The sequence below is a fragment of the Methyloglobulus sp. genome, from assembly GCF_046714055.1.
Classification (GTDB): Bacteria; Pseudomonadota; Gammaproteobacteria; order Methylococcales; family Methylomonadaceae; genus Methyloglobulus.
In genome coordinates this window covers 1-12,140 of record NZ_JBKKBJ010000023.1, presented here as the reverse complement: position 1 = coordinate 12,140, position 12,140 = coordinate 1, and the positions used below count along the sequence as shown (strand labels likewise).

Genomic DNA, 12,140 nt, shown 5'->3' with positions numbered 1-12,140 from the left:
ATACGCCTGCAGCGCTTCGGGTAATCGTCTTGGTCGGGCGATAGGTGCCTCCCATCTTTAGGTTTTACTTTAAAGTGGAATTATAACCCCATACTATTGATAAGAAAACTTACTGTGATTGGTATTAGACTATCAGGAGTGCTTCTTTCATGAATATAACGAATAATTTAATCGAAATAGTTGATTGTTTCAGGTATGAATGGACTTATCCGAAGGATCGCCTAAAAATTCACGCTACTTTATTTGCAATACTGAGTTCGCTAAACAGCCCTTATCTTATGGCCAACCCTGATGGAGGCCATGTAGTTGCAGGAAGTGCAGCAATCTCCCAAACGGGACATCGCATGGATATTAATCAAACTAGCGATCGCGCTGTAATCAGCTGGAACGGTTTCAATATTCAACATAATGAACACGTCAACTTCAACCAGCCGGGACGAGATGCAGCTGCGCTGAACCGCGTCATTGGCAATGATCCCTCAGCTATTTATGGCAAGCTCACTGCCAACGGCAACGTTTACCTGGTCAATCCTAACGGGATCATGTTTAGTAATACTGCACAAATTAACGTAGGTGGCTTGGTGGCCAGCACTGCCAACATTACTGACAAAAACTTCATGTCTGGACATATGCACTTCGATCAGCCTGGCAGACCCGATGCAAAAATCACCAATGCCGGAACAATCAGTGTCCAACAAGGCGGTCTGGCTGCTTTGGTTGCACCAGGCGTAACCAACCAAGGCACAATTCAGGCGCGACTGGGCAAGGTGACACTGGCCGCTGGAGATACTTTTACCCTGGATTTTTATGGTGATCAGTTAATCAACCTCACTATCAGCAAGGCACAACTTAGTGAAATCACCGATGTAAACGGCAAACCGCTAGCACACTCTGTAGATAATAAAGGTGAAATAATTGCCGATGGTGGCGTGATCACCTTGCTTGCCAGCACCGGCAAACAAATCATGGACGGCCAGATCAATCAACAAGGATACATACAGGCCCAAACTGTCGAAAACCGCAATGGCGTAATCAGTTTGTTGGGTGACGGGAAAACTCATGTTAGCGTTTCCGGTAAGATCGATGCATCGGCAGGAAACACTGATAGTAACGGAGGTAAAGTGGAGATTCGCGCGGCTGAGGTGGCACTGAACGATGGCGCGAAAATCGATGTGTCTGGCAATCGGAATGGCGGAACAGCTCTTGTTGGCGGCGATTATCAAGGGCAAGGTACAGCCCAAAATGCACAAATTACGACAGTTTCCAGGCAAGCGAAAATTAATGCTGAAAGCCGTAAGGACGGTGATGGCGGTAAGGTAATCGTTTGGTCTGATGACCAAACGCGTTTTTTCGGCAAAATTAATGCCCAAGGAGGCACCAAGAGCGGTAATGGCGGATTGGTGGAAGTCTCTGGAAAGCATCGGCTGCACTTCGATGGCGACGTAAGTGCCAATAGTCCTAAAGGTAAAGCGGGTCAACTCTTACTCGATCCTGGCGATTTGACGGTTGCAAATGTAGCACAAGGCGGATCGAATACTGCACTTGGAACCTCAGGTTCTCTTGTCAATGCTGCCAGCCAAGATGACATTGTTAACGTTCAGAAGGTCAATTCGTTGTTGCAAGGTGGCACCAATGTTTTCCTCAAAGCCTTTAACGATCTGATAGTCAGCGCGATGATCGACGGGCGTGCCATAGGCGGTGCAAGTGGAGCTGGCATCTCGCTGATGGGAGGACGAAATGTAGCAATCAATGATAATGTCTTTACCAACAACGGTAAAATCGATATCTCAGCAATCAACGGCGACATAAGCATGGCTTTAAATAAGCTGTTGTTTTCCGGCAATCAAGCCATCACTTTGACTGCTGGACGTAGCATTGATGCCCAGCAATTGCTCACCTCTGGCGCAGTTAACCTGACGGCTGGAGATCACGCTACGATTGCTCAGACGCTAGCAGCGGGGAGCCTGAACATCGGAGCAGGCAGTAACATCAACCTGAATAATGTGTGCGTTAATCAAGGCCTCAATTGCAATGCCGATGCCCAGATCGGTGCAGGGACTAACGATGCTGTAAATATCAGGTCTTCGGGCGGGAACATCACCCATACCGGCACCTTTATCACTGATCACAATCTCAAATTCGAGGCGGCGAATGGTACGGTTGTGCTGAATCAGGTGGAAGTACGCAAAGCCAATGCCGAGTTGAATGTTGTTGCCAATAAAGACATTCTCCTGAATGGCAATATGTTGACTCGAAACAATGGCGTACAGACATATACGACCGATACCGGGAACGTCACTTTCAATGGCGGCGTACTAGCAACAGGGCTAGGTGGTTTGAAGGTCAGCGCTCCCAGCACCTTGCCCAACCAAGGCTCAGTGACATTCAACCAACCGCTGGGTTTTGCGAGCGGCTCGACTACCGTGGCTGACAGCACCAATTCACTGGGCGCACTCAACGTGCGTGCAGGCGGTGCCATCAGCCTTAATAAGGATGTCGATATCAAGGGCAACCTGAATCCCTGCAATCAAAGTAGCGACTGTTCTTTGAAGCTGGTTCAATTAGGCGATGGCGATGTCGTTCTTAATGGCAAAGTTGAAGTCCATTCCGGCGATGTGCTTTTAGGTAGAGAGGATTTGAATACGGCTAATTTCGGTAACGGCAAAATTAAATTGGGTAATTCACTGATTGCCGACGGACAGGGTAGAACCAACAGCATAATCCTTAATGGCAATGTGGAGTTGTTTGATTCTGGAAATAATCCTTCAATGCAGCTATTGAATTTTCAAGTCCGTCAACCACTTGATAGTAGTAAAAATTATACATTTTTTAAGATTACCGGTGCTAATGTTTTTTTACCATTACCAGTGAACCCTGGCGATCCAAACTTTCCATTTGCCTTCTATGCTCTACTTGATCCCAACGGAATTATATCGACTGACTATTCTAAAATATCCAATCCAGGATACAGTATCACCCAAGTTTCTGCACTAGGTGTAGCACCTGGTGACGGCGGAAGGAGGTTAAATCCTGGTGAAGTTCCCATTAGGTTAACGGGATTAGATCCTACGCGAACACCGCAAAAAGCAGTGTTAATTGAAGTCCCAAATGGATCAGTAAAATTTTCGGGTGATATAGTCAGCCAGCAAGACTCAAGTTTAGCATTATCCATAAAAGCTAAAGCTGGCAATAACGACAGTGGTAATATTTCTGATAATCCAAATGCTGATATAGTTTTACCGTCTCCTTTATTAGATGATCGATTTTTCTACACGAAGGATTTAAAACACGAAAACATTGATATTTCAAAATTCACGATCGCCAACAATCAGATGCGGCCATTCATTATTTTTGATAAGGATCAGAGTTCAAATGTAACCACCAATAGTTATAGTTATTTTCGCCAAGTAGGTTTTAAGGGGGTATCGAATACATATACTTTAAAGATTTTGTTTGATCCGGCTGGCACATTGACCCCGCTGACACAAGGTAAGATTAGTAGTTTTGAAAATTTGGAGGGAAATAGCGTCCCTCCATCAGCTCAACAATCACCTTTTGACGTAACGGGAACAGGTAGCCAATTTGGAACATTCAATAACCTGACATTCAATAACCTGAGTATCAATGGACTAGGACAACCTGGGGCACTGCAACCTGGTTCAGGACAAACAGGATCAGGCAGTATTACTACAACTTCAAACAACGTAGCAAACCTGACCTTAAATTCCACCAAAACCCAGAAAACCACGAATTCTGAGGATCAGAATTGTGAAAATCAAAAAGACGGCACTATAGTCCTTGAAACACATAGCATCGGGCAATCGGTAGACCTTGGTCGTGGTTCCCCTGAATCGGGAGCCAATCAGGGCAGTTTGAAAAAGAAATCTGCCTGTTAACCCAACTACGGCAAAATTAACATTGCCGCCCAAGCAATCGGTGGTGAAAAATTGGAAGGATTTGCTTCTGATCATTCAAGTTGACGATGGAATTTATAGATACCTTTATTAACCGAAGCTTGAACTTCTTAAGGAAACTCGGTCGTATAACTCCGCAGATTGTTCTTGCTCTTGTTTGCATAGGCACACTAATGCCGCCACAATACGGAGCAGCCGAAGAAACCAGTAAAGTTCCTATCATCCGTGTCGAAACTGGAGCCCACAATGCGCCTATCTTCTGGACAGCACTATTCCCTGATGAGGAACGCATTGCCACCGTTTCCCTCGATAAAACGCTACGCATCTGGCGCACCCGCGACCTAAGGCCGATTCGCACTTTCCGGGTACCTATGGAAATCGAACGGGAAGGAAAACTTCACTTCGTAGCCGTATCGCCCAATGGGAAACTGGTTGCCGTCGGCGGCTGGACTTGCTGGGACTGGGACAAAAAAGGTTGCGTTTACCTGTTTGACGTTGATCAGGGGCGACTTATCAAACGTATTGGGGGGTTACCGAACATTATCGGTAATATCCGCTTTTCACCCGACGGGCGTACCCTTGCCATTGGCATGCACGGCAATGCCGGGGTAGCCTTCGTCGATCTGGATACCTTTACTTTGCAGGGGAACGATCGGGAATATGCGGAGCGGGTTACCGGCTTCGATTATTCTCCGGAAGGCTATTTAGTGACGGGAGCCTGGGATGGGTACTTGCGAGTTTATTACCCAGATCGTCAACCAGGAGCACGCGAGAAGTTAAAACAAACTAGGCGAATTGGTGCGGTGTTTTTTTCGCCTGACCGGCGTAAGTTGGTTGTAGGTGCTTATGATACGCCGAAAATCAGCGTTGTTTCGCTCCCGAAGTTCAATGTATTAGCTGAATTCTCAGCTGCCGACATACCAGGCCAGCAATCCCTGAGATTCCCAGTCTGGAGTCGCTCAGGGAAATTCATTTATGCAATAGGTGATAGTGCAGACACCACCCGAGGGTTAATTTTCAAGTGGCATTCTGATAATCCCTTGTCCCGTGAGATCATTGAGATACCCACACACAGGGTACAGTCCATTCACCCAATGGCTGACGATGGTTTATTATTTTCGACAGAAGATTCCTCCCTTGGGATATTGGATAAACAAGGGAAAATAGTCCGGATGACCGAGCCTAGCGTAACGGTTTTTCCGCAACAATCCTCAGAATTTCGTGTTTCTGAGGACGGTTCAGCCGTCTTGTTTCTTTCTGGGCAAGCAAGCAACCGGTTACGATACTTTAATTTGTCCGAGTTAAGTAGGGAGCCTTATAACCCTAATCCGACCAAACTAATCCAAGCCTCGCCAGCGCTTGTTGAGTCGAAATCAATGCGTCTATCAAACTGGAAAAACTCTGCTGCACCGATGTTAAACGGCAAACGCCTGGCTCTGGATAAGTTCGAGGAAGCCAGAAGCTTTGCGTTTTCACCCACGGATAATACGCTGGTATTAGGGACGGAATGGTCTTTACGTTGCTATGGGAGCAAAGGAAAACTGCTGTGGCGGACAGCGATACCAGGAGTGATATGGAATGTAGCGGTCACTGGCAATGGACATTATGCTGTTGCCAGCTTATCGGATGGAACCATACGCTGGTATCGCATGACAGATGGCAAGGAAATTGTGGCTTTGTTTACCCATCTTAATGGTACGGATTGGGTTTTATGGCAACCCGATGGTTATTATGCCTCTTCAGCTTTTGGTGACAATTACATTGGTTGGCATGTTAACCGTGGCAAGGATCAAGAGCCTGATTTTTATCAGGCAGTCCAGTTTGAGCGGTTGTTCTACCGTCCCGACATCCTGAAAAATGTGATTACTTCCCAACCACAAAAATCAGGGCCAGAACTGTTAAAATCGGAAAGCTCCTCGAATACGGCTCAATCGGTGCATAATAATGGGCAAGGCATTCCGGCAGAAGAACATTTTAGCATTCAACAAATCAGCCAGATTGCTCCACCCCGTATACGTGTTCTGGCTAAACAGGTTAAAACCGATGAGTCCCAGGTTCAGCGGGTTACCGTCACGCTTCAAGCGGAAATGAATAGCTTGCCGATGAAAGATTTGTCGATATATATCAACTCAATTCCCGTAATTGGCGGTCAGCAGCGCGACATTAAGCCACAAGAACAAAGATATTTCACTAAAACATTCAGTCTTCCTGTGCAAGCTGGAGACAACATGTTACGTGTAGAAGTGAACAACGGTTCTTCAATTGGCTTGCTCGAGCAACTGTTAGAAATACCGGGTAGTACAGATCAAGCAATGGAGTCTAAAGGGGATTTATATATTGTCGCAGTTGGCGTTAATCAATTTGACAATGCTAACGAAAGAATGCCAAATCTGCACTTTGCCGTGAACGACGCGGTAGAGTTAGCTCAGCTATTTGAGCAGGATTCAGGGAATACCTTTGAGAATACTTATGTGAGTATTCTCAGTGACGATTCTGATCTAAAGCCAACTCGCAAAAATATTCTGGATGCTATTAAGGTATTCGAGAAGGCTGGGGCTAATGATACGGTGGTGCTTTTTCTAGACTCTCATGGTTTCAGCGATCCTAGGGGAAATTATTTTTTCGTACCTTCTAATGGCGACCAAACTGAAATTCACGATATTCTTTGGAAACACAATCTAACCGGTTCGGCATCTTCCTTGCTAGGATGGAACGACTTTTTTGATGCTTTGCGAAAAGCTGCCGGTAGGCGTGTACTTATTATTGATACTTGTCATGCCGGAAGTAGCATCGAGTCGCCTTTCGATGCCTACTCACTTAGCAAACGTTCTGCTGCATCGTTGTTTCCTTTACTTTTAGCCTCTAAGGGAGAAGAAAAGTCAATGGAGTACGGTGTAAGTAGCCATGGGTTATTTACCCATGCGATACTCGAAGGTTTGAAGGGATCGGCTGACATCAATCAAGACCGTTCTATCACTGTTAGAGAATTATATGATTTCATTTATCCACTTATTAAGCGGTTGCGTGATCCAGATAAAGAGCAAACTCCTCAATTAATATCTTCGGAAAATCTGAATAGGATAAGGCTGATAAACACAGGTCAGTAATTGTAATCAAAGATGTAAACGTGAAAAACTCAATGAAGGAATGTCTCAAACAAAATTGAATGATTTCAATGCCTGATTTCTAACTTTAATCAGTGGTGACATTTGAACAGAACTTTCGGTTGCTATTTATTCTCCTGTCCATATCTCTAAAATGAATAATGTGGTTTCTAAAAGGGCTAAATAAATAACTTAATCATTGAGCGTGCTCGCTTGGTTCAGCCTTATAAATACAGGATCATCCAGGAAAGGGAGTCCTAAGTATACCTCGGACTATAGCAACAACTGCAGATAGCGGGGAGTTCAATCTACGAGACAGGCTTTCAAGCCTAAGGGTGGGCACATGCTTCGTGCCCACGGAACAAATGCGCTGATGCGTGTGGTGGGCAAAACCGCCTGCCCATCTACCTAACTAATTTGGGTACGATTGCAAAGAGTTCTTAGGTTCTGTTGACATTTTATTGCCTAAGCGCGCAGTTAGATAAAGTTTGGGCTAATGCGTTTTATTGCTTTTTGGATTATCTTGTTATTTTTCTGCCGGATTGATCCGGCTCAATTCTAAAGGTATTGTATCGTTAGATAAAACTTCCACCAATTTACCGTTCAAGCTGTTTTTGCCCCGAATCAGCTCCAAATTGCCTCGATAGCGGAATTTATCCGTGTATATCGGTTCCAGGTTGAACTCCCGGCGGCGACCCTTAATAACGCCGGAGCCCTTTTCATAGGTTTTTTTGCATGGCGGGTTCAATGCGTTCGACTTCAAAATGGTCGCCGTCTTGTTTGATCAATAGATAATCGCCGCCTTTAAAATACCAGTTCCCGGAAAAATCGGGCGCCAAAAAATACCACCGACCCAACAAGGGCGACACGACGATGACAAGCAATAGTGCAGACGAAATGGCAAGATATCGAAATTTGCTGGATTTAGGGGTCAGCCAATGTCTTAACCCGGTATTTTGATTAATTCCTTTTTGTGATTTAAGCAATGCCTCAAATTAACGATCAATGTCTTCATTCCATCGACTATCTGCAATCTCCATTGCCTGCCGGTAGGCGATCGGAGCGAGCGATACCGGCAGGTCTTCAGGTTTTGGCATCGTTGCATCATCCACTAAGACGGGAATAATCTGATGGTTGTATCGTAGTGCCGTTTCGATTTCCAGACGCACAAAATCTTCAGGGGTTAATAAGCCTTAATAAGCCTTGATCGTCCTTCGCGGTTAGCCAGTTTTTGCCGATAACGATGAATAATGCTGTGGCATGTTGCAGATTTTGTTCAATGGCTTTGACATAATCATCGCCTGGATGAATATCTTCAACATCTCGAAATATTTTTCCGGAGCCTAATAGTGGATCAAGAGAATCGGCTAAACGTCCGGCATAACCAGCGCTGTCGTCACGACGATACGATATGAAAACATTAAACATGATTCACCTTGTCAAAAAGTAGGCAGTGGGCAAGATTACCATCAATCAGCTTATTCCTGTCCATAAAAATACTGACCGTACCCGCCAGTTCACTACACCAATGCTAACCAGATGTATTGATGGTGATTTGAAGGCCTATAGCTGGCTAGGGTAGACAAAAGCGTAGCGTTGCCCACTGCAACTGCTAACCTGGTAATACCAAGTCGAAGTGTTTAAAAAATTTACCCACTTTATTTCTTGGGATTTTTATAACAGCTTCACTCAGGCTATCGACGGTTAGTCCCCGTTCCTGCAACGATTCTGTTTCTGTATAAATGGTTTTGACGTTGTAGAGCGGCAGCGCTTTAAAGATCGCTGCGGTATCCTTTAAACCTGCGTTTTCCGGCGTTTGCTGTTTTTTTAACTGAAACACCGCGTTATCCAATAATAAGATACTGACTTCTTGGTCGAAAGCTGCGACGGTCATGATGATGTCCAGCATCTCTTGGGTGTAAGCGCCGCTGTGGGGCGGTTTTCTGAGAACAAATAAAATTTTTTTCATCTTCATCGAGTTAACCGAACACGATAACGCGGTCGGATTCCAATAGTGCCTCAACCCATAGCCCTAAGCCAGCTATGCGAAATCCTGTCGCCAAGTCATCGTCTTGTTTGCCTCGTCGTTGCGCTTCGTCGGCATATAATAATAAGCCACGCCTTTGAGCAGCTGAGATGCACACTACGAGATCAACCTGATGTTGCTGGGCTAGATCACTCCAGCAGCAAGTAAGCTGAAGCTCGTCGTCAGGCGGCGTATTGTGTTTGAAGGCATGATAAATACCCTCGTGGTAAAAAAATACCCTGAACACCTCATGCCCTTGCGCCAACGCCGCTTTGATAAACTGATAGGCGCTGTGTCCGGTATTGGACTGGTAAGGGCTGGTATTGACCTGGATAGCAAATCGCATTAGGGATTCAATTGATAGGTGATTGATTGTAGAAAATTTGTAAAAACATTTTGCCCACTTGGGCATAAGTAGCCACATAGCTCGTCATCTCGGCAGGGATTGTCGGCGAGGATTCCATATCCTCTGCCGCACTTCCTCCGTCCGTGGAGATCGCCGAGATCCAGACGACATGGATGGGAGTGCCAGATTATACACATCCTTGTACACTGGATTCCGGCAATCCATGCCGGAATGACGGCGTTACTTGTGTAGATACTTATCAATCATCACCCTTACCAACAAAATTGTGAATTTTACAATAACGGAATATTGTATCCGGCAATTATCGCCTTGATTTCTTTTGATTTTTTGGCAACCAACCTATCCAACACGGCTTTCCTTTCTTTGTCCGATTTCCTGACTCCCATTGAGATAGGAAAATCAAACTGCATTCCTGGCGTTGATTTCATCGGAATCACGGTATAACTGTTTTTAGGGCTTTGCGAGATGATATAGCCCGCCATCGGTCCCCAAATAATCACCATGTCGATTTTCTTGGCTTTGAGGTCTTTGTCGATCTGCATGGCGACATTATTTTTATCATCGCCGGACATGCTTTGGTAAGGTATGCCGTAATCCAGCAAACCGTTTTTTTGAAGCCAGATGGTGCCCGGGCCTTGGTCAAACATGGCGATTTTCAGTTTCTCCTGACGTTCCAAGGAGACATTGGTAAGTTGGGCGGCATCTTTAGTAATATCATCCCAGCCGCGTCCTTTAGCGATGAGCAAAACATACGTAGACCGATAGTAAGGAATAGTCGTCTCAGTGAGGTCGTAATCTGTGGGCAACCCCATCACGATATCGCATTTGAATTCGTAGCTGTCCACATCGCTTTCTTTGAGCGGCGCCATTAAGGTGTTGCGGATAAAACCGATACGTTGTGGAAACCAAGTGTATTCCACAGTTTGCCCTAATTCCTTGGCAATCAATTCGGCAATTTTGTTTTCAAAGCCATCCTTCTTTTTGCTTGAATAGGGCGGGTTAAGCGGGTCGGCGCATACTTTGAATTTTTCGGCTGCTATGGAAATAGATGTTGCCGAGCATAGCGCAACGATGGCGGTTATGCTGTAGAGGTAAACTCGAATCTTCATAAAATACTCCATATTTAAAGGCATGTATTGTATTTTATCAGTTTGTAGGGTAGATTAGACGCGCAAATGAACGAATCTTTGGAAAAGTAAAGATTTTTCCGCGCGTCGTGATCCACCCTATCGGCGGCAACCCATTCGGTGGATTACGCCGCGCCCAAACCACAAACAAAACAAATAGACCGGATATTTGCGCGTCTAATCCACCTACTTTTTATCCGCCTTACGGCCTTGTATATCATTCCATTTTAGGATGATATACAGTTAGCAAATGCGGCAATATCACAAATTCGTTGTTATGCTGGCTACGTTATGGTAGATATACGGAAACTTTATAATCACTTGTTATGCGGCTATCTCGGAGATATAGGTATGAAGGTAAGTTATAGATCATATTTTTGGTTCAGATTTATACTCGGTGGCAGTCTCCTGATCTACGCGGTTTGCACTATTATTAGATTTTCAGCTTTAACACTTGAAACCAAAGAAATATTCCATATCTACGAAATTGTTTTTTGGACGCTTGGTCCACCTGCGTGGTTTTTTGTAGAGTATTACTTGATGGATAACGGAACTATTATTCTTCCACCAGGAGAAAAGAAAGACAAATTTTTAGCTGAGGCTAAGAACTATGCGGATACCGCAAGTAAGATTTGGGCTGCGGTTTTAGCAGTACTTGTATTCATGTACCCCAAGTGAATAAATTATCGCATAACAACAGCTTCAACAAGGACTGCCAAACCCGCCGCTTCCTATCGGTCGCTCTGGGTATGGCAGCCTGTTAAGCTGGGGGTTAGGTGATGGAACAGTTAAATGACTAGTATGATCGCAAGAATAGGATCTTTGTTAAGGAAGAGTGAACAGACCTATAACATATCTTCGTCGTTGGCAAAAGTGATTGTGTTGGCCCCTTTTGTAATTGTATTTTTTTCTTTGCTTTTCATAGAGCTCCCCGCAATTAGTTCTTTAACTAGTTGGCTGTTATCAGAAAACCGTCCTGTGGAATTGTTGACATTTGTGTCTTTATTGGCCGCAGGATTAATGGGTTGCAAGTTCGCCTGGAGGGCAAGGAAAAACGAAAGCGGAATCCATGTAGTTGGATTCTATGCATTGTTTTCAGCTGGACTTCTTATTGTCGCGATGGAAGAAGTATCGTGGGGCCAATGGATTTTCGGATTTGAGCCTGCGGCGGCTATTAAAGCCATAAACAAGCAAGGGGAGTTGAATCTTCATAACATGCCAGCCCTTCATGCCCCCTTTGAATTCCTCCGTGTAGCATTTGGCCTCGGTGGTTTGTTTGGTGTGTGGCTCTCCTCTCGACCACAGACTCGAGATATTGGGGCGCCAGCCGTCCTATCATCTTGGTTTGTGCTCGTCGCTATACTCGCTGCGCTGGATCTCCGCAATTATTATGTACCGCATTCCGGACAGTTGATTTTCGATGCTGCCGAAGCAATGGTTGAGGTTCTTGAGTTACTGATTGGACTATCGGCATTTCTGTACATGTGGCTCAACGGAAGGAGGCTTTCGAATGAATGGAAAGAGGTAAACACCTAACTATGTGCTGCACCTGAGCGCAATTTCGCTGCGCTTCATTGCACCAGGTGAGCGTAGGCGTTAGGC

General features: G+C 45.1%; 10 protein-coding genes. 4 read left to right on the top strand and 6 right to left on the bottom strand.

The features are described from left to right. Positions 1 to 149 precede the first annotated feature (149 nt). A complete protein-coding gene (locus ACLQ6D_RS01460) occupies positions 150 to 3,896 on the top strand; it encodes a filamentous hemagglutinin N-terminal domain-containing protein (protein ID WP_411725471.1) in 3,747 nt (1,248 codons plus the stop codon). A 191-nt stretch (positions 3,897 to 4,087) separates the two neighbouring features. Beyond that, positions 4,088 to 7,021, top strand: coding sequence for a hypothetical protein (locus ACLQ6D_RS01455; RefSeq protein ID WP_411725470.1), 2,934 nt, complete (start codon positions 4,088 to 4,090; stop codon positions 7,019 to 7,021). Positions 7,022 to 7,737: 716 nt separating this feature from the next. On the opposite strand, the gene ACLQ6D_RS01450 is transcribed toward ACLQ6D_RS01455, so the two are convergent. The 6 genes from ACLQ6D_RS01450 to ACLQ6D_RS01425 all read right to left on the bottom strand — a co-directional run bounded on the left by ACLQ6D_RS01450 (position 7,738) and on the right by ACLQ6D_RS01425 (position 10,520). Continuing rightward, the gene (locus ACLQ6D_RS01450) at positions 7,738 to 8,004 is read right to left on the bottom strand and encodes a hypothetical protein (protein WP_411725469.1); all 267 of its coding nucleotides are present in this window, start codon (positions 8,002 to 8,004) and stop codon (positions 7,738 to 7,740) included. Positions 8,005 to 8,013: 9 nt separating this feature from the next. Beyond that, positions 8,014 to 8,187 (bottom strand): hypothetical protein, encoded by a 174-nt coding sequence (locus ACLQ6D_RS01445; protein ID WP_411725468.1) that lies wholly within the window; start codon positions 8,185 to 8,187, stop codon positions 8,014 to 8,016. A gap of 7 nt (positions 8,188 to 8,194) precedes the next feature. Further along, positions 8,195 to 8,446 (bottom strand): toll/interleukin-1 receptor domain-containing protein, encoded by a 252-nt coding sequence (locus tag ACLQ6D_RS01440; RefSeq protein ID WP_411725467.1) that lies wholly within the window; start codon positions 8,444 to 8,446, stop codon positions 8,195 to 8,197. A gap of 184 nt (positions 8,447 to 8,630) precedes the next feature. Next, positions 8,631 to 8,987: a sulfurtransferase complex subunit TusC gene (tusC, locus tag ACLQ6D_RS01435; RefSeq protein ID WP_411725466.1), complete on the bottom strand. Its 357-nt coding sequence runs from the start codon at positions 8,985 to 8,987 to the stop codon at positions 8,631 to 8,633. Positions 8,988 to 8,997: 10 nt separating this feature from the next. Beyond that, complete coding sequence (gene tusD / locus ACLQ6D_RS01430) at positions 8,998 to 9,390, bottom strand: sulfurtransferase complex subunit TusD (RefSeq protein ID WP_411725465.1); 393 nt, start codon at positions 9,388 to 9,390, stop codon at positions 8,998 to 9,000. Positions 9,391 to 9,683: 293 nt separating this feature from the next. Next, positions 9,684 to 10,520 carry a quinoprotein dehydrogenase-associated putative ABC transporter substrate-binding protein gene (locus tag ACLQ6D_RS01425; RefSeq protein WP_411725464.1) on the bottom strand — a complete coding sequence of 279 codons (837 nt, stop codon included), beginning with the start codon at positions 10,518 to 10,520 and terminating at the stop codon, positions 9,684 to 9,686. A gap of 369 nt (positions 10,521 to 10,889) precedes the next feature. Here ACLQ6D_RS01425 and ACLQ6D_RS01420 point away from each other — a divergent pair, with 369 nt between their 5' ends. Then, the gene (locus ACLQ6D_RS01420; RefSeq protein WP_411725463.1) at positions 10,890 to 11,216 is read left to right on the top strand and encodes a hypothetical protein; all 327 of its coding nucleotides are present in this window, start codon (positions 10,890 to 10,892) and stop codon (positions 11,214 to 11,216) included. Positions 11,217 to 11,330: 114 nt separating this feature from the next. Next, entirely contained in the window at positions 11,331 to 12,074 is a 744-nt protein-coding gene (locus tag ACLQ6D_RS01415; RefSeq protein ID WP_411725462.1) for a hypothetical protein, read from the top strand. Positions 12,075 to 12,140 lie beyond the last annotated feature (66 nt).

Excerpts from the sequence above, each read along its gene's own strand:
- ACLQ6D_RS01460 (WP_411725471.1), top strand. The coding sequence starts at position 150 with ATGAATATAACGAATAATTTAATCGAAATAGTTGATTGTTTCAGGTAT.
- ACLQ6D_RS01455 (WP_411725470.1), top strand. The coding sequence starts at position 4,088 with ATGCCGCCACAATACGGAGCAGCCGAAGAAACCAGTAAAGTTCCTATC.
- ACLQ6D_RS01440 (WP_411725467.1), bottom strand. The coding sequence starts at position 8,446 with ATGTTTAATGTTTTCATATCGTATCGTCGTGACGACAGCGCTGGTTAT.
- tusC (WP_411725466.1), bottom strand. The coding sequence starts at position 8,987 with ATGAAAAAAATTTTATTTGTTCTCAGAAAACCGCCCCACAGCGGCGCT.
- tusD (WP_411725465.1), bottom strand. The coding sequence starts at position 9,390 with ATGCGATTTGCTATCCAGGTCAATACCAGCCCTTACCAGTCCAATACC.
- ACLQ6D_RS01425 (WP_411725464.1), bottom strand. The coding sequence starts at position 10,520 with ATGAAGATTCGAGTTTACCTCTACAGCATAACCGCCATCGTTGCGCTA.
- ACLQ6D_RS01420 (WP_411725463.1), top strand. The coding sequence starts at position 10,890 with ATGAAGGTAAGTTATAGATCATATTTTTGGTTCAGATTTATACTCGGT.
- ACLQ6D_RS01415 (WP_411725462.1), top strand. The coding sequence starts at position 11,331 with ATGACTAGTATGATCGCAAGAATAGGATCTTTGTTAAGGAAGAGTGAA.